Consider the following 17,815-nt stretch of genomic DNA (forward strand, 5'->3'; position numbering starts at 1 on the left):
TATGGAATTAATCATAAAGGAGATGCCCCTACTTTTACAAGGGGCATACTATACACTTATTATAACCATAGTTTCAATGTTTTTTGGATTGATTATTGGGTTATTTATAGCTTTAGCTAGGTTTAGAGAAAAAGGTGTACTAGCTTCCTTAGCTAAAATGTATGTATCTATCATAAGAGGAACGCCATTGTTAGTTCAGGTATTTATTATATATTATGGATTACCTGATTTCGGTATAACTCTAGAGCCTTTAACAGCAGCATTTATATCACTTAGTATAAATGCTGGAGCGTATTTATCTGAAACCATTAGAGGGTCATTATTATCAGTTTCTAAAAGTCAAATGGAAGCAGCTCTTTGTTTGGGTATGACATATGGTCAAGCAATGAAGAGAGTTATATTACCACAAGCGGCAAGGGTAGCTATTGCTCCACTAGGTAATACATTCATAGGTATGTTAAAAGAAACCTCATTAGTTTCAATAATTACTGTTACGGAGCTTTTACGTGCTTCACAGCTTTTAATAGCAAAGCATCTTGTAGTAATGCCATTTTATATTGCCATAGCTATAATGTATTGGTTAATGAGCATAGTTTTCTCATTTATTTTGGCTTCTATTGAAAGGAAATTAGCTAGGAGTTATTCTTCTTAAGGATGTGATAAAGTGATAAAAATAAATTGTGTAAGAAAAAAATTTGGAGAAATTGAAGTTTTAAAGGGTGTAGATTTAGAAATTAAATCAAGGGATGTAATGGTAATTATAGGGCCTAGTGGTTCAGGAAAAACTACCTTATTAAGGTGTTTAAATGGGTTAGAGGAAATTAATGATGGAAGTATTGATATTGGAAATATAACTATTAATGCTAAAATTCCTAAAAAAGAGTTCAATAAGAGAGTTAGAGAATTAAGAAAAACCACAGGTATGGTATTTCAAAGTTTTAATTTATTTCCACATATGACGGTTATGGAAAATGTAATAGAAGGTTTGATAACAGTAAAGAAAATTTCTAAGATAGAAGCTATAAAGAAAGGGGAGGAACTATTAAAAAAGGTGGGATTATTGGATAAGAAAGATATGTATCCATTAAGTCTTTCAGGTGGACAACAGCAAAGGGTGGCCATTGCACGATCTTTATCAATGGAACCAAAGATAATGTTTTTCGATGAGCCTACTTCTGCCTTGGATCCAGAACTAGTTGGTGAAGTTTTGAATGTTATGAAAGATTTGGCAAAAGAAGGAATGACTATGGTTATGGTTTCACACGAAATGGGGTTTGCAAAAGATATTGCTAATAAGATTGTATTCATGGACAATGGGAATATTATTGAAGAAGGTTCACCTGAAGAAATATTTAACACGCCAAAAACTCGTAGAGCTAAAGAATTTTTAGAAAGAGTAATTGATTAGAAGCTTTTAATAGTAGTTAGTTTATGATGAGGATTTAACTATATATTATTTGATTTAATCTAAATGTAAAGTTTGGACAATTTACATTTAAAAGTCCAGATAATTTATATTTTAAATAATCTGGACTTTTAGTTATTTTACTTTGTTTTTAGTTAAGTGTTGTGCTCTGGAAATCTTCTATAAACTTCTTAATTCCAGCATCTGTTAATGGATGATTTATCATTTGCTTAAGAATTTTATAGGGAATAGTAGCAATATGAGCACCTGCTAATGCACTTTCATGTACATGCATTGGATTCCTAATACTTGCTGCTATTATCTCAGTTTCTATTCCATGAACATCAAATATTTCTCTTATTTGAGTTATTAAATCTATTCCAACTGATCCTATGTCATCTAATCTTCCTACAAATGGACTTACAAATGTAGCTCCTGCTCTAGCTGCTAATAATGCTTGAACTGCTGAAAAAATTAATGTAACATTTGTTTTTATACCAAGTTTACTTAATATATTAACAGCTTTTAGGCCCTCTTCACACATAGGTACTTTGATTACAATATTTTTATGAATTGTAACGAGGTTCTTTGCCTCTTTCACCATTTCCTCTGATTTTAAACCCATAACTTCAGCACTTATAGGACCATCTACAATGTTAGTTATTTCGTTCATAACATCATTTATATTTCTTCCTTCTTTAGCTATTAATGATGGATTAGTTGTAACGCCACATATAATTCCTAATTTTGCTATGTACTTAATCTCATCTATATTGGCAGTATCAATAAATAATTTCATAATAAAACACTTCCTTCAATAAATTTTCCATCTATAGTGTTTATAGAAAATCACTCTATATAGTATAGCATATTTATTTCATTTTTTTAAGAATTGATAATTCTATATTATTTTAGATAACTCTATTATACCAGAAATATTAATCTATATTTATTGTAAAATATGGAAAAGCTACTTACTACTCCAAGTGTAGGTTTATTTATTTTAAGATTACCTCCATACTGCAAAAATAAAAGAAATACTTGTACTACGCTTGTTCAATTAATTGTTTTATCTCATCTTGAACCTTTTGAAGCTTTAGCTCTTCGCTTTTTAGCTGAGCATTTAGTCTAGACAATATTGTGGTAATTTGACTTTTACATTGGCATACATTATCTAAAGAGTCAGATATTTTATTTTGAACAAACCAGTCTGCTAATAGACCATCAAAAAAGTAGTCAGCAAAGGTAGCAAAGGATCCTATTTCTATGTCATAAACTTGAATATTAGCTACATCAGCTAGTTCATGCTTGAAAGTGGCTAGGAGACGTTTAGTAGTTTCAGCTTGACTTTGTGCATCATCAATATGACCATGCTTTGCTATATCTGAAATCAGTCCACCTCCAAAGAGATCCCAGGTTCCCCAGCTTTTAGCGCTATCTAAGCTTTCCTCTGTGGTCTGGAGACTGCTGTATACGCTATTTCCAGAAGTAATTGCTTCTCTTAATTCCCTAATATTAGAGTGGAGATTGCTTTCATACTCCATCAAGTTTAGAATTTTTTCAGTAATATTATCCTTAGAATTTAATATTAGATTTTTCTTTTCCTCTAATACTGCTTTTAGTTTGTCTTCACAACCATTATATTGATAAAATTCATTTCTAATTTTATCAATGTTATTTTCCATATCTAATACAGTGGATAGACATGTTTCATATTTTAGTCTAATAGTTAGAGCTTCCTCTTCTTCTTTACTAATCTTTTCTTCTTTTTTACCTAACATAGTATAAAATATTGAGGAGAGGCTTAGTTTATTTAATTTTTCTACATCAAGATTTTCTTTTTCAAGATCAGCTTTAAGTTGTGATAATTTTTCTTCTTCATTAGATAACTCACGCCTAAGGTTTGATAGTAAGGATTGGAGATGTTTTTTTCTATTTACTTGTACCTTAAGTTCATTCATTTTAATATTTAATTCACTAAACAAGGGCTTTCACCTACCTTATTTTATAAAGTTTTAATTGAGTAATTATTGCTTTGATGGAATAGAATCTCATATATTTATTTTACCATTCATTTTTATGTGATGCTACCTAACTACTCAGAAATATAATGAGGTGGTTAGATAGTTTGATAAAGAATATTAGAGCAATTTAAGGATATTAAAAATCAAAAAAATGATAATGTAAGGTATTGGAATATATGTTATAATATTAAATGTTTATGTTCATTGATGAGAAAATTAGTAATTTGATGAATATATTGAATGCATATTTTATATGAGCATTTATCTCTAAATTTTTAAATAATGAAGTATAAATGGAGGAGAATTAAAATGATAACTTATAGCAAATGTTCAGAAGTGAATGACAATTTAATTTATGAAGCTTTCAAAATAGGATTTTCGGATTATATAATTAAAATAGACATGCCGAAAAAAAGTTTTTTTGAAAGATTTTTTGGACCAGAAGGAAATACACTAGAGAGCTCTTTTATAGCAATGGATAGAGATAAGGCAGTAGGACTAATTTTAGGTGGAATTAAAAATTATGAAGGAATTAAGACTATTAGATGTGGAACCTTAACAATTCATCCAGAATATAGAGGCCTTGGAGTGAGTCAAAAATTATTTGAGTTACATAGAGAAGATGCTATAAAAAACAATTGTAAACAGATGTTTCTAGAAGTAATAGTTGGAAATGATAGAGCTATTTCTTTCTATAAAAAATTAGGATATGAAAAGATTTATGATTTATCATATTTTTCTTTAGATAATACTAGTGAACTAAAAGAAAGAAAAAATGAGGATATACAAATTAGAAATATAGATATGACACAGATTAGAGAGATAAGAGAATCTGTAAAGGATATTCATATAAGTTGGCAGAATGACCTAGAGTATATAAGTGAGTTAGAAGGACAGGTACACCTTGGAGCCTATTATAATGATGAATTAATAGGCTTGATTAGTGGAAGTAAAAGTGGAAAGTTTAATTTTATCTATGTAAAACCTGATTTTAGAGGTAGAGGCTTCGGATGTAATTTACTCAATGGCCTAGCAAAACATTTTGAAATTACAAGTTTAAATACATGTTTTGGTAACAATGCATCTTTAGAGGGATTTGTGAAAAAAGTAGGATTTACTAGAATGCAAATTTCACAATATGAGATGTATCGTACAAATATATAAGGGATCTAGTCAATATGTCTTTAATAAAGATTTTTATAAGATGATAATAAAAAACTTAAATAAAAATGGAACTGTTATATGTGATAGTTCCATTTTTATTTAACTTTATTTTATTTTAAATGAAAACTCAATTGATATTTTTTATAAATAAATTTATTTAGTTTGTATAAAAATATATTAAGTATCATTGTTATAAATATTTTATATGATATAATAATGATTATTAGATAATGATTATTAAAAAAGAATAGATTAACAAACAAATATATAGGTATTATGCATATAGGATTATAGATAAAAAATATTAAAAGAGGAAGAGGATGATTAAAATGAATAAAATAGCTTTAACATATGAAAATGGTGAATTTAGTCTGTATATTAATGATAAAGTTGTGAATTTAGATAAGGATATGGATAACTCTATAGAGAAATTTAAACAGATAATAAAAAATAATTCAACACCTCAACTAAGATCTTGGGAGTTTATGGAGAGTAAATTGGAGGACTTAAAGGATGATAGACTTGAAATTAATAACCAATTTAGAACTTTAACTTTTGGAATAATGAAGTACTTTCATAATATGGGAAGAGTATTCTATATGAAAGATGGAGATATGACTGCTTTAATTGGAGGGTATAATCTATTTTATTTTATTGTAACAAAAACTTTAGAAGGTGAGATTAGGGATTACGAAGAAGTATTAGAGTTTTGTAAAAACCTAGTGGATTCTAAAACTAACTATGGTATTACAGATGCGGGTATTTTGGTTACAAGTCCAGCCTTTAATTATGGGTCTGTAGAGTATAATTTTAGCAGGGGAAAGATTTATAAGGGCGCATCTATTGAAGAAGGTAGCTTTAAAGAATTTAAAGAATATGTACTAGGAATTATTAGAAAGTAATTCCTAATAATTATCCATTTGAAATTTACAAGAAGATATTTAATTAACAAGAAGTATTATTGTTACAACGCATATATAACAAAATTAAAAGCTTAAATATAACTTAGAATTTAGAGTCATATTTAAGCTTTTCTAGTTTTTTATTAGGATTATGCAGCTAATCCTGAATTTTTTATAGATTTAGAAAGTGGAATGTAAAGTACTATAGCCACAAATATAGAGAAGGAGCCGTTGATTAGAGTTGCAGGTAAACTTACCGCTGAACTTAAAATAGCAGGTGTAAATCCACTGCCAGCAAATAAAAGTGTTACTACGCCAAATAAGAATTCTCCTACCAAGTTAAAGGCTATACCTGATACAGCACCTAAAACTGCATATTGAATTTTAATAGATAGCTTTTGGGCTGAAATACATATAATCGCTAATCCTATACCAAGGATAAGAGAAAAAATATATAAGACAGGGTTTAATACTAATTTTTTCTCAATTCCAGCTATAGCAATTTCATTACCAAGAGTTACTGAAACAATAAAAAGTATAATGCCTACACAAATAAGTATAACTGAGGCAATACCTATCCATTTTATAGGTGATTTCGCATCTTCTTTATGTCCTCTTGATGCCACTGTTCCTACAATTGCGCCTATGCCGAATTTTAATAAAAGAGTTTTTGGAACACTAGAAGCATAGCCATTCATTAGGTCAAATAAACCCATACCAATGGAGCCAGAAAGGCCGCCTATAGTACCTGAAAAAAGTAGTGCAGCTAAGATTACGAACATGTTTCCCATGTGTAAAAATGGTTTACCCACAGGAGATGGAATTGGTATTTTAAAAAGTAATGCCACATAACAAAGGGCAGAAAAAAGTCCAATTAAAACCATAGTATGTGTAGAAAATTTATGTTGTTTTGTAGCCAATGTATTTACCCCCAATCAATAATATTAATATTAAATGTTACAATTTTTTTCGATTTCTTCAATGAATGAATGTAATACTCCCTCAAAATTAACTCCGTAATTAGATGGAGTTCCTTGTAAATATGTACGTTCAACTGAATTTTTAACTAAATTTACAGCAATTTTTATAGCGTGGTGAAGACTAATACCTCTTACAACTGCAGCTGAAAGAGCGCTAGTGAAAAGGTCACCAGTACCGTGATAATTTCTTGGTATCTTCTTGGTTAAGGAATAGTGAATTTCGTCACTTTCTGTATCATAGCAGGCAGCACCCACCTCATCATCATTAAAAGATACTCCAGTAAGTACAATTTTTGATGGACCAAGAGTAGAAAGCCTCATTAATAAATTTTCAACATATTCATGTGTATATGGTGGCTTCACATATTCTTCTCCTAGTAGCAAAGCCGCCTCAGTAAAATTAGGCGTTATAACATCCGCAATTTTACAAAGTTTTTTAAAACCTCTACACATATCATCATCTAATTTACTATAGTATTTTCCGTTATCAGCCATTACAGGGTCAATTATAACTATAGTTTCTTCACTTTTAATTAAGGCTATAATATTTTCCAGTAACTCTGCTTGATGAGGACTACCTAAGTAGCCTGCGTATATTGCATCGAACTTTAGAGCTAGTGAATGCCAATGCTTCGCCATATCATACATATCTGAGCTTAAATCATGAAAAGTATATCCAGTGAATCCTCCTGTATGGCTTGACAGTACTGCTGTAGGCATACAGGTACATTCTACTCCAGCAACGGAAATTACAGGTAAGGCAATAGTTAATGAACATTTTCCAAAGCCTGATAAATCATGTATTGCAGCAATTCTTTTTAATTTTTCCAACTTTCATTTCACCCCTCACTTGAATAATTTACATCCCTTGGATATACTATACATAATATTTGTCGTTAGTAAAATGGACAAATATTAGAATTTTAATAATGACAGTTTCTGTGAAGGAGTTTTTTATATGAGCAAGGTGAGTAAAATTATTATTAATCCTGAGGATTCTTTGGGAGTCCCACTATATATTCAACTTTATAATCACTATAAATCACTTATTTCCTCAGGAAGCCTTAAACCAGGGAGTAAGCTTCCATCTATAAGACGCTGTGCTTCAGAGAGAATGATAAGTCGCACAACAGTTGAGGGAGCATATTTACAGCTTGGAGCAGAAGGATATATTACATCTAGAGCAGGTAGTGGATTCTATGTAAGTGATTTAAATTATACGGATATTAAGGAACCATTACCTTCAAACTATAAAAAGTCAATAGTGAAAGAGAAACCACTATATGATTTTGTAAGCTCTACTGTTGATAATAAAAGCTTTAACTTTGATTTATGGAGCCGATACATTAAGAGTGCACTTCGAAATGGGGACAGACTTTTATCTTATGGTGATGCCCAAGGAGAATATGACCTTAGAGTGGCTATAACACGCTATGTGGCTGAACGTAGAGGTGTTATATGTACTCCAGAGCAAATTGTTGTTGGTGCAGGAGTACAAAGCTTGTTATATATTTTATGCTCTTTAACTGGGGTACGGTCACCGGTTTTTTTTACAGGAGGAGGATTTGCACAAGGGAGAGCAATTTTTCAAGATAGAGGTTTTGAGACCTTTATACATGGTCCACTAACTAATGATTTATCTGAATTTGAGAAAGCAAAGGTAAAAATAATATATACCTCTCCATCCCATAGCACACCATGGGGAGATGTTATGCCTATGCAGACTAGACTTTCGCTGTTATCATTTGCCCAAGCTCAAGATTGCTTGATCATAGAGGATGATTACGATAGTGAATTTAGATATTATGGTCGTCCTGTTCCATCCTTACAAGGGCTAGATGGAGGACATAAGGTGGTGTATATGGGGACTTTTTCAAGACTCTTACTACCATCTTTAAGGATTAGTTTCATGGTATTACCTATAGAATTAATGAATGCTTATACTAAACGTGGACAGGATTATAATCAAACAGCTTCAAAAACTGAACAGATTGCCCTATGTCAATTTATACGGGATGGACACTTAGAGAAACAGATAAAAAAGGCAAGAAAGCTCTATATGGCTAAAAGTAATCGGCTCTGCATTGCTGTAAACAAGACTTTTAAAGACAAAGCGAAAGCAATACCTGGATCTGGAGGATTCTTAATTCAAGTTGAAGTGAAAAGTGACCTCTCATCTAAAGAACTCGCAAGGCGTGCTGAGGAGGTGGGGGTTTTAGTAAAAGCCTTTGATTCAGTAGAGAAAAGTAAATATCCAAGATTGTTGTTATCTTGTTCAGGAGTTTCTGATGAGGATTTTGAAAAAGCGCTGAAGTTGCTTAAAGATGCACTTTTTAAGGAGTAGCATTGGAGTGTTGCTAGAGGAAAAAAGTAGTATCATAGGATATCGCGAAATGATATTTGCTGAACATAGTATGAAGTGGAATATACCCACAGAAGTGGAGTTAGTACCAAATGCAGATAAGATTTTAATTAAGAAGGAAAGAGTTGTTACTAGTGATTCTGTAATAATTGATAATTGTATCAGTTGGTTCAATTTATCAAAGGTATTTATTGAATGTTGGATTGAGAAGGCAAAAGTAATAGATTTTAGTGGATGCCATATGTATCTAAGAAATTTAAATAAATAGTGTAAAAGATGAAAAGCTTAAATACCTCATTTATAAATGAAGTATCTAAGCTTTTTAATCATATATTTAAAATTAAGGCATATGAAATAAAAACTAATTTGTACTAGATATGTTATATGAAACTAATAACTAAGAGAAATTGAGCTGCTAGGTAAGTAGACATAATATAAAATTTGTGTAGTTTAAACCTTTTAATGAAAGATGTCCTAGCTAGAATATAATCAGATATTATAAAGAATATTGAACCTGTTAATGCAAAAATAGATGAAGTATTGTTTTTAGTAACAAAAAATAGAGCTGCATAAAATACCATGGTAGATATTATTATTAAATATGCTAATACAGGGAGCCTCATTTTATTTAAATACTTAAATAAAGAACTATAGGCTAATGCACCAAGAATCCCTAAAATCAGAATTATAGGAAAAATAATCGCAATTGATGGCTTAATAGAAATTTTTTCAGCTAAGGCTATAATGTAACAAACATGGCCAACTAAAAAAGCTAGTAATCCTCCTATAAAAAGTGGTTGACTATTATCTGATAATAGAAAAGTATCACCTATGAAACCAAATAGCATTGCTAATATTATCAAAATAGATGGTGAGGAAGAAGTAACTAGAAAGTAAAGAAGTAAAGTCGGCATTAGAAAAGGTTTTGTTAAAATCCTCTCAGTATTACGATCTGTATAACAAAACCATAGATGAGAAGCTGAGATTAATAAATATAAAAATAATAATAAATTACTCATATAGTCCTCCTATCATAACTAACTTACTTTTAATTATATTATGCAAAATGAAATATTTGGATAGTGTATATTAAGTATAACATACCTCTCTCAAAATGTAGAACATGCAGGTGAAATTCAGGTGAGTTAAGTAGCTTATATCAAGGAATAGATCACCATCTTGTGATATTAAGGATATAAAATATATGGTTCTAAAATCAATAACCATTAGAAACAGAGTCTTAAATTTAAATTTTATATAGTAACTATTAATTATTGATGTTATAATCCAAATATCTAAATTATAAAATGGCTAGAAGATTATAATGAAATAATAGTTATTATCTAAGATAGGAGAATACAATGAATGGAAATAGTCGAGGAAATATAAAGCCAGGTATGAAGGTTAAGGTTGTACAAAAACAGGATCAAAGAACAGGTAAATTAACTGAGGGAATTGTAGAAAGCATTCTTACAAACTCAGCTAATCATCCTCATGGAATCAAGGTAAGACTTGTAGGAGGAATTGTAGGAAGAGTTCAAGAGATACAATAAGGAGTTTTATTATGAGTAAAAATTTAGAGATGATGAAAAAATTAATTGAAGAAAAAAAGCAAAAAGGAAATAGTTTAAGCAATAATAGAAGGGCAGAAAAAAGCATTGGAAAGTCTTCAAAGGGTGTCAGAACAGGTAATGGTGGAGGCGTCTTTGATAAATAATAAAATACGCTAACTAAAATTAGCGTATTTTATTATTTATACTAAGTAAAAATTCTACTTAATAATTATGCATTTGTAGGAGATGGGGGTACAAAAGTTCTTGTTGCAAGCTCTGCATCTAATGTATAAAGTGCATGAGGATCATTTGCAATTCGTTGTAATTTTTTTATTATGTTTGAAACTGTGGACATCTCTTCTACTTGCTCGTCTATAAACCATTTTAAGAAACTGATAGTTGCATGTTCCTTTTCCTCAATAGCGATATCCATTAAGTTATAAATTCTATCTGTAACTGATTTTTCATGTTCAAGAGTAAGATAAAATGCATCAAGAATTGAAGGGCTCTCATTTACTGGCTCGTTAATTCCAATAAAATTTATCCTACCTTCCATTTCACTGATGAAATCGAAAAACTTCATTGCATGAAATTTTTCTTCCTCTGCTTGAACCTTAAAGAAATTAGTAAATCCATCTAAATCTTGTGAAGCACAGTAACCAGCTAGTGCTAAATAGATATGAGATGAATAAAATTCGTAATTCATCTGTTTATTTAATTCTTCAAAAAGTCTTTTGCTTATCATTTTTTATCCTCCTTAATTTGTCTGTATCAAATTATGTACTTTAGTATATTATACCATAAAAATAACAATTTGTAATTAATAATAATTATTCTTTACAAATATTTAACTTATAGAAATGAGAATATTTATAAGAGTAACTTAAGGACTTCACTATAAAAGTTTAATTAACTATTTACTAAAATATAGTAGTTAAAATTACATTAACATTATACCCAAAATACAGAATTTAAATTGCTATTATAAAAAATATAAAATTTAAAGCTTAAATATACGAGACCTCAAGGTATATTTAAGCTTTAATATTAACTAATATTTGAATTTTGATTTTTATTTGACAAGAGTACCTTTAAAAACTTTATATAATCATTAATAAATTTATGTTGAATCTTACTTACATCAAATTTAAAAAGTTTGAAGGCAAATTGAACAAAATATCCTCCTCCAATTACCATGATTAAAGTGCCAACACCAACAGTTCCGCCTAAAATATAACCTATAATCAATACTGTTAATTCAATAGAATTTCTTATGAAGCGAACAGATTTTTTAGTTTTTTTAGTTAATGCAATCATTAGACCATCTCTTGGACCAGAACCTAATCCTGCACTAATATAAAAATAACTAGCTATTCCTATAACAAACATTCCAAGAAGCATCATAACTACTTTTCCTATTAAATTACGAAATACTGGAATTAAATTATTAAGCATTAATAAATCCATGAACATACCTATAAATAACATGTTGCAGATAGTTCCTATGCCCACTTTTTCGCCTAGAATCCAATCGAGTATTACAAATAAAAATCCAACTATAATACTTGCTTGACCCATGGTAATTCCAATTTGGGTGGAGAAACCACGATGAAAAACATCCCAAGGAGATAATCCTAGATTTGCATTAATAGTTAAAACTATGCCAACAGCATAAAGAAAAAGGCCTATAAATAATCTACTTAAGGTCAATAATGATTTTTTCATATAATACCCTCCAATATGGTATTCATTATATTTATTAGTTATAGGGTTTTTATACTATTATAAAATACTATTAATATAATTAGTTTATCATAAAAGTAGAATCATGTGAGTCAATTTATTTAATGGAGAACTGAAGGCTTAAATTGGTTATAAATTTATATACCATACCATATATATTAGTACCTTATAGTGATATTAAATGAAGGTATTAAAAGGTTAATGAAGTTTGGGGGGATAGTATATGGAATTAAAGAAATTATCAACACCTAGATTTGATAATGAATATGATGCCGTAGTCATTGGAGCGGGCATAGGTGGCTTGATGGCTGGATGTGAAATGGCTTATGCAGGAAAAAAGACCTTAGTGCTTGAACAACATAATTTAGCTGGGGGGTTTGCTACATCTTTTGTTAGGGGAAGATATGAGTTTGAAGCAACCCTACATGAAATACTCGATGTAGGAACGAAAAAACAAAGTTATGATGTAAGAAAAACTTTAGATAGATTAGGAGTGAAGTATGATTTTAAGCCAGTTCCGGAGGCTTATGTACTTATAATACCAGAAGAAAATATAAATGTTTCTGTACCTTTTGGGGTACAAGAATTTATAGAATGTATGGAAAAAGAATGTCCAGGAGCAAAGGTAGAATTAACTAGATATATGGATTTATGTAAGGAAATATATGAAGCTATAAACTACATGGTAGACCAAGACATGAAGGGGAAACTTCCTAATATAATAACTGTTAAAAGTAAATATCCTAATTTTATTAAATACTCCTATAAAACAGTAGAGGAAGTAGAAAATGAATTTAAGTTTTCCAAAAGACTTAAGAGCATATTATATGCCTATTGGTGTTATCAAGGACCACCAATAGATACGCTTACATTTTTATTATGGGCATATATGTTGTATGGCTATTTATATACAGGAGCATATATACCAGCTGATAGATCTCATGCATTATCAACAGCCATTGCAGAAAGAATAAAAGAATTAGATGGACAAATTGAGTATAACTGTAAGGTTGAAAAAATTCATGTGGAAAATAATAAGGTGAAGGCAGTAGAGTTGTCAGATGGAACTTATATAAAAGCTAAATGTGTACTTGCTAATGCACACCCAGAGCTTGTATATGGCAAGATGATAACACCTTTGGAAGCCGTACCAGAGTTTAGCATTAAGAAAACAAATGCTAAAGTTAATACATGTTCATCTATTGCTATATATTTAGGGTTAGATGCAACTCCAGAGGAGATGGGGATAAAATATTATGAGTATTTTATAACAGATACTATGGATACAAGGAAAATTTATAATTCTTTATTCACATTAAACCCACATGGTTTCTTATCAGCAATTTGTTTAGATAATGCAATACCAGGAGCAACAGGAGAAGGTAGATGTCAACTTACTATATCATGGCTAGTATTTGGAGATATATTTAAGAATGTACCAGTAGAAGAATATGATGATCTAAAAACTCGTTTTGGGCAAGAAATGATAGATATATTTGAAAAAACTACTGGAGCACATATAAGAGAACATATTGAGGAAGTGGAGATGGTAACTCCTATTACATGGAATCGTTATACAGGAGCATATAAGGGACAAGTGTTTGGAAATGGGCAGACGCCTTGGGATTCAGCAGTTGTAAGACTTGCTGCCGGAAAATTAGAGAATAAAAAGGAGATAGAGGGATTATACTTTGTTGGTGGTTGCTCTCAAAGCACCCATGGGTATACACCTATCATTAGACTTACCAGAGCAATTGCAAATGAAGCAATTAGAAAAATGGGAGGTAAGAAGTAATGAGTGGAAAGTATATAAATAGTATAAAGAGTCCATGGAAAATCTTAAAAGAAAGAAAAAGAATTATTAATGCTAATCCATCGAGGATATATTTAAATGACCCTGTTGAAGCATTAGCGACAAAATTACATCCTAAAGAGTTAAATCTTATTATCGGAGAGGTAAAATATGAAACACCTACCATGAGGACTTTTAAACTAATACCTGATAAACTAGGAGAAACAAAGGAATTGCCTATATTTAAACCTGGTCAATATATAAGTATAAAATTAGTAGTAGATGGATGTCCTATTACAAGGGCATATTCACTATGTTCAACTCCACAAGATGCGTTAAAAGAGGGACACTATACTATATCAGTAAAACAAAAAGAAGAGGGATTTCTAACTAAATATATATTTGAAAATTGGAATGTAGGAACTAAAATTAAAGCATCTTCGCCAATAGGTTTTTTTGGATATAATGAAATAAGAGATACTAAGGAGTTGGTAGGAATATGCGGTGGATGTGGTATTACTCCTATATATTCAATGGCTAGAAATATAGTTCAAAAGGATTTACCATTGAATTTCACCATATTTTATGGAGTAAACACATTAGAGGAAATAGCTTTTAAAAAAGAACTTGATGAATATGAAAAGATATCTAATGGGAAAATAAAGGTTATCTATGTTTTAGCAAAAGAAGATGAAACATGGCAGGGGGAAACAGGATTTATAACAGCAGAGCTCATGAATAAGTATATTAGTAATGAAAACAAAACCTTTTATTTGTGTGGACCTACAGCTATGTATAGATTTCTAGAAAATGAACTACCAAAGCTTAATATACCAAGAAGACGTATAAGACGTGAGGTTATGGGAGAAGATAGAGCATTTTTATTAAGTAATGAAATGCTAAAAAGCAATATAGATAAGAACTTTAATATAACTGTTAATATTGGAAAAGGAAATGTGAAGATTCCAGCATTGGGATCAGAAAGTATATTAGTTGCCTTAGAGAGAGGTGGAATAGTTTGTCCATCACAATGCAGGTCAGGAGAATGCGGTTATTGTCGCTCTAAGCTTATTTCTGGAGATATAGCCATTAGCCCAGAATGTGATGGAAGAAGAAAAGGTGATATGACTTTTGGATATATTCATATTTGTTCAACCTATCCAATGTCAGACCTAATTATTGAAATACCTATTATAGAACAATAAGAGTTAAAAACTAGGGGTACTACCTTTGGCAATGATTTTTTAATCATTGCCAAAGGTAGTTTCTTTTCTATAAATGAATAAATATATCAAGACAGAAATTGCATTCTATCTAAATATATTTATCTTTAAATTTATTCATAATGTAAAAAATATGCTAAAATAAAATAAATATTTCATGGAGGTGAAAGAAATGTGGAAAGAATTCAAAAAGTTTGCATTTAAAGGTAATGTATTAGATATGGCTGTAGGTGTTATAATTGGAGGCGCTTTTGGAAAAATTGTAACTTCCTTAGTAAATGATATTATAATGCCTATATTTGGATATTTAACTTCGGGAATGGATTTTAAATCTATGAAAAAGGTGTTAGAGCCAGCAGTTATAGAAGGTGGAAAGATTATTAAGCCAGAAGCAGCATTGCTATATGGAAGTTTTATACAAAATGTAGTTGATTTCTTAATAATATCTTTTTCAATATACATATTTATAAGAATTATAAATATTACTAGAAAGAAACAAAATGATAAGGAAGCTGAGAATGCTGAAGCTCCAAAGGGGCCAACTCAAGAAGAGTTATTAGTGGAAATTAGAGATTTGTTAAAAAGTCAAAAACAAGATATATAAAATTACTTAGTAAAGTTAAATAGCTTTAAATAATAATAAGATAGATTTAATAAGAAAAAAGTAAGGACAGCTAAATGTCCTTACTTTTTTATTGATATACTCTTTTTATTTGGCTTTGTTTTAATATAGTGTTGATAATGAACTATATATTATTACTCACAGCTCTGCATAAGTTCAACTAGAGATTCCTTTGCTCTGCAGGAATCTAAGTTTACACTTAAACCGTTTCGAAAGATTGATTTACTAAGGCCCTATTCAAGTAAAAAGCTAAAATACAACAACTCGATTCTCTCGAACAGGTTGTATTTCTTAACGCTTTTCACTTTCATATGGCCTAAGTAAATCTAATCTTCCTGCAAATGGTTTGCTTCGCAATAATATATAGTTCTAAAATCAACAATCATTTAAAACAAAGCCTTTTTATTTTAATAAAAAAAGTGAAATTATCTTATACAAATTTATAAGATGAAAGTTTACCATTTTCCAGAAGAACCACCACCACCAGAGGATCCTCCACCAAAGCCACCAAAACCGCCGCCAGATCCGGAACCACCACCACCTGGACCACCTCTTCTACCAGTAATGCTACTCCAAAATAGGATTTTCAATATAGTAGAAAAGAATCTTCCTCTATTAAAAAATAGATCTATTAAGAATAATATTCCGAAGATTATAGCAAAGGTACTACTAGTTCTGCCCATATTCACCTTAGAATAGTTATCTGCAGGAAGTGGTATGTTTAAAGATTTACTCAAGGTAACTCCGTATTCTTCAGCTATAAAATCACAAATGGTACTATAGCTCTGTAAAAGTCCATTTCCATAGTTACCTTCTTTAAAGTTAGGTTTTGCAATGGTATCCATAATTCTACTGGTGAGTACATCGGGGACAGCGCCTTCAAGGCCTCTACCTACTTCAACTCTCCATTCTCTATCATTTATTGCTAAAAGAATCAAGAGCCCATTATCTTTATCCTTTTGACCAATGCCCCAGGTTCTAAAGAAATTTAAAGCATATTCTTCAATAGGTACACCTTCAGTAGAGTCAATTATAACGGTTACGGCTTGTGCACCAGTTTTATCTTCAAGCTCTTTTCCTATGGAAACAATTCCTTTAATTTCTGTTTCATTTACAATTCCAACATAATCATTTATGTATTTATAGTTAGTTGGAGATGGATATTTATTAGCACCGTTAACAGTAAAAGAAAAAAAACATAATAACAATATAAGAGAAGAGATAAATATCCTTAGATATCTATTTTTAATATTCATTCTTATTTAGAAAAATCTACTTTTGGTACTTCTTGGGCACCTTCACTTGCCTTGTAAAGTGCTTTTTCTTCAAAGGCAAACAAGGAAGATACTATATTATTAGGAAATTTTCTTCTCTTTGTATTATATTGTGTAACTGCTTTATTATAATCTTGCCTTGCTACTGCAATTCGATTTTCGGTACCTTCTAATTCTACTGTTAGATCTCTAAAGTTTTGGTTTGACTTTAAATCAGGATAATTTTCAACAACTACTAGTAACCTTGAAAGTGCACCTGAAAGTTGGGCATCGGCATTAGCACGGTCGGTAACATTTTGAGCACCAGCAAGCTTTGATCTTGCATCTGCTATTTGCGTAAAGATATCCTTTTCTTGAGTAGCATATCCTTTAACGGTATTAACAAGATTAGGAATTAAATCAGACCTTCTTTGAAGTTGAGTTTCAATGTTTGATTCTGAGTTATTTACATTTTGCTCTAGGGAAACCAAACTATTGTAGGTTCCGATTAAAGGCATAGCTAAAAGTATAAGAATAACAATTACGACTATTAGAGGTGTAAATTTATTTTTCATATTTTAATATCCCCTTTCAGATAATTAAATCACTTATTTAAATTTTTACTCTTAAAGTAATATATAGTTCTAGTATATAAATGTGTTGGATATTTTATACATTGATATATCAGCATTTATAAATTTAATTATCTAATAAATTAAAGTAATATAAAGAGTATGTGATTATTTATAATTTATTAATATTTTTCAAGAGAGAGAATTTTAGTGCTTTATA

Annotated in this window: 20 protein-coding genes; 11 read left to right on the forward strand and 9 right to left on the reverse strand. The window is 30.3% G+C overall.

Translation table 11 applies throughout. The features are described 5' to 3' along the window. Position 1 precedes the first annotated feature (1 nt). Both ACI48Q_RS03065 and ACI48Q_RS03070 read left to right on the forward strand, forming a co-directional pair. Positions 2 to 652 carry an amino acid ABC transporter permease gene (locus tag ACI48Q_RS03065; protein WP_474917570.1) on the forward strand — a complete coding sequence of 217 codons (651 nt, stop codon included), beginning with the start codon at positions 2 to 4 and terminating at the stop codon, positions 650 to 652. Positions 653 to 664: 12 nt separating this feature from the next. After that, on the forward strand, positions 665 to 1,408 hold the full coding sequence (locus tag ACI48Q_RS03070; RefSeq protein WP_474917571.1) for an amino acid ABC transporter ATP-binding protein: 744 nt from the start codon (positions 665 to 667) through the stop codon (positions 1,406 to 1,408). A gap of 148 nt (positions 1,409 to 1,556) precedes the next feature. On the opposite strand, the gene fsa is transcribed toward ACI48Q_RS03070, so the two are convergent. Together fsa and ACI48Q_RS03080 are read right to left on the reverse strand one after the other, a co-directional pair. Next, complete coding sequence (fsa, locus tag ACI48Q_RS03075; protein ID WP_474917572.1) at positions 1,557 to 2,204, reverse strand: fructose-6-phosphate aldolase; 648 nt, start codon at positions 2,202 to 2,204, stop codon at positions 1,557 to 1,559. A gap of 247 nt (positions 2,205 to 2,451) precedes the next feature. Continuing rightward, entirely contained in the window at positions 2,452 to 3,390 is a 939-nt protein-coding gene (locus ACI48Q_RS03080) for a hypothetical protein (protein ID WP_474917573.1), read from the reverse strand. Between the two features lie 348 nt (positions 3,391 to 3,738). Here ACI48Q_RS03080 and ACI48Q_RS03085 point away from each other — a divergent pair, with 348 nt between their 5' ends. Continuing rightward, positions 3,739 to 4,593 (forward strand): GNAT family N-acetyltransferase, encoded by an 855-nt coding sequence (locus tag ACI48Q_RS03085; protein WP_474917574.1) that lies wholly within the window; start codon positions 3,739 to 3,741, stop codon positions 4,591 to 4,593. Positions 4,594 to 4,922: 329 nt separating this feature from the next. Then, positions 4,923 to 5,495 carry a hypothetical protein gene (locus ACI48Q_RS03090; protein WP_474917575.1) on the forward strand — a complete coding sequence of 191 codons (573 nt, stop codon included), beginning with the start codon at positions 4,923 to 4,925 and terminating at the stop codon, positions 5,493 to 5,495. 149 nt (positions 5,496 to 5,644) lie between these two features. Here the strand turns inward: ACI48Q_RS03090 and ACI48Q_RS03095 are convergent, their stop codons facing one another. Beyond that, positions 5,645 to 6,415 (reverse strand): ECF transporter S component, encoded by a 771-nt coding sequence (locus ACI48Q_RS03095; protein ID WP_474917576.1) that lies wholly within the window; start codon positions 6,413 to 6,415, stop codon positions 5,645 to 5,647. A 30-nt stretch (positions 6,416 to 6,445) separates the two neighbouring features. Continuing rightward, on the reverse strand, positions 6,446 to 7,306 hold the full coding sequence (locus tag ACI48Q_RS03100; RefSeq protein WP_474917577.1) for a pyridoxamine kinase: 861 nt from the start codon (positions 7,304 to 7,306) through the stop codon (positions 6,446 to 6,448). A 127-nt stretch (positions 7,307 to 7,433) separates the two neighbouring features. On the opposite strand from ACI48Q_RS03100, the gene pdxR reads away from it, so the two are divergent. Beyond that, positions 7,434 to 8,819 (forward strand): MocR-like pyridoxine biosynthesis transcription factor PdxR, encoded by a 1,386-nt coding sequence (gene pdxR / locus ACI48Q_RS03105; RefSeq protein WP_474917578.1) that lies wholly within the window; start codon positions 7,434 to 7,436, stop codon positions 8,817 to 8,819. A 7-nt stretch (positions 8,820 to 8,826) separates the two neighbouring features. Then, positions 8,827 to 9,105 (forward strand): DUF5616 domain-containing protein, encoded by a 279-nt coding sequence (locus ACI48Q_RS03110; protein WP_474917579.1) that lies wholly within the window; start codon positions 8,827 to 8,829, stop codon positions 9,103 to 9,105. 112 nt (positions 9,106 to 9,217) lie between these two features. Here ACI48Q_RS03110 and ACI48Q_RS03115 read toward each other — a convergent pair whose 3' ends face one another. Beyond that, positions 9,218 to 9,856, reverse strand: coding sequence for a lysoplasmalogenase (locus ACI48Q_RS03115; protein WP_474917580.1), 639 nt, complete (start codon positions 9,854 to 9,856; stop codon positions 9,218 to 9,220). Between the two features lie 342 nt (positions 9,857 to 10,198). Here ACI48Q_RS03115 and ACI48Q_RS03120 point away from each other — a divergent pair, with 342 nt between their 5' ends. Beyond that, positions 10,199 to 10,390, forward strand: a complete 192-nt coding sequence (locus tag ACI48Q_RS03120; protein WP_474917581.1) for a YwbE family protein — start codon at positions 10,199 to 10,201, stop codon at positions 10,388 to 10,390. Between the two features lie 11 nt (positions 10,391 to 10,401). Next, complete coding sequence (locus ACI48Q_RS03125) at positions 10,402 to 10,554, forward strand: hypothetical protein (protein ID WP_474917582.1); 153 nt, start codon at positions 10,402 to 10,404, stop codon at positions 10,552 to 10,554. Positions 10,555 to 10,619: 65 nt separating this feature from the next. Here the strand turns inward: ACI48Q_RS03125 and ACI48Q_RS03130 are convergent, their stop codons facing one another. Together ACI48Q_RS03130 and ACI48Q_RS03135 are read right to left on the reverse strand one after the other, a co-directional pair. Beyond that, positions 10,620 to 11,135, reverse strand: coding sequence for a ferritin (locus tag ACI48Q_RS03130; protein WP_474917583.1), 516 nt, complete (start codon positions 11,133 to 11,135; stop codon positions 10,620 to 10,622). 302 nt (positions 11,136 to 11,437) lie between these two features. Then, positions 11,438 to 12,115 (reverse strand): YczE/YyaS/YitT family protein, encoded by a 678-nt coding sequence (locus ACI48Q_RS03135; protein ID WP_474917584.1) that lies wholly within the window; start codon positions 12,113 to 12,115, stop codon positions 11,438 to 11,440. A gap of 241 nt (positions 12,116 to 12,356) precedes the next feature. Between ACI48Q_RS03135 and ACI48Q_RS03140 the strand changes: the two genes are divergently transcribed. From ACI48Q_RS03140 to mscL, 3 genes are all read left to right on the forward strand, one after another. Beyond that, positions 12,357 to 13,928, forward strand: coding sequence for a phytoene desaturase family protein (locus ACI48Q_RS03140; RefSeq protein ID WP_474917585.1), 1,572 nt, complete (start codon positions 12,357 to 12,359; stop codon positions 13,926 to 13,928). Then, entirely contained in the window at positions 13,928 to 15,130 is a 1,203-nt protein-coding gene (locus tag ACI48Q_RS03145; RefSeq protein WP_474917586.1) for an FAD-binding oxidoreductase, read from the forward strand. Before ACI48Q_RS03140 ends, ACI48Q_RS03145 begins: the two co-directional genes overlap by 1 nt. A gap of 190 nt (positions 15,131 to 15,320) precedes the next feature. Continuing rightward, entirely contained in the window at positions 15,321 to 15,752 is a 432-nt protein-coding gene (gene mscL / locus ACI48Q_RS03150) for a large-conductance mechanosensitive channel protein MscL (RefSeq protein WP_474917587.1), read from the forward strand. A 473-nt stretch (positions 15,753 to 16,225) separates the two neighbouring features. Here mscL and ACI48Q_RS03155 read toward each other — a convergent pair whose 3' ends face one another. Both ACI48Q_RS03155 and ACI48Q_RS03160 read right to left on the reverse strand, forming a co-directional pair. After that, positions 16,226 to 17,026 carry a TPM domain-containing protein gene (locus ACI48Q_RS03155; RefSeq protein ID WP_474917588.1) on the reverse strand — a complete coding sequence of 267 codons (801 nt, stop codon included), beginning with the start codon at positions 17,024 to 17,026 and terminating at the stop codon, positions 16,226 to 16,228. Between the two features lie 2 nt (positions 17,027 to 17,028). Next, complete coding sequence (locus ACI48Q_RS03160) at positions 17,029 to 17,598, reverse strand: LemA family protein (protein WP_474917589.1); 570 nt, start codon at positions 17,596 to 17,598, stop codon at positions 17,029 to 17,031. Positions 17,599 to 17,815: the final 217 nt, after the last annotated feature.

Source organism: Clostridium sp. LXY-7 (genome assembly GCF_056172015.1).